Below are 335 nucleotides of genomic sequence, written 5' to 3' on the forward strand. Positions count from 1 at the left end.
GGTGATTTTACCCTTAGCTATCATGAGAGTCTCATTGATGCAGAGAATGATGTCAATCCAATTGTGAATCTAACAGATTATACCAACATAGTAGCCAATCAACAAACCATTTGGGTACGCTTAGAAGATAATACCACAGAGTGTTTTGCTATTGGGAGTTTTAATATCTTAGTGGTAGGACCACCAGTATTAGTTCAACCAACACCATTTGCATTGTGTGATGATGCAGAAAGTGGTGATGAGAGTGATGAATTAACAACCTTTGATCTTACAGAGAAGTATATAGAAATCACAGGTGGTGATACCAGTTTAACCCTTGCTTATTATGCCAATGC

1 protein-coding gene is annotated in these 335 nt (G+C 37.6%); it reads left to right on the forward strand.

Features of this window, described 5'->3' with window-relative positions:
- A partial coding sequence (locus tag Q0828_RS24430) for a hypothetical protein (protein WP_298427993.1) occupies positions 1-335 on the forward strand: 335 nt, incomplete at both ends.

The sequence above is a fragment of the uncultured Kordia sp. genome, assembly GCF_947496985.1.
GTDB lineage: Bacteria > Bacteroidota > Bacteroidia > Flavobacteriales > Flavobacteriaceae > Kordia.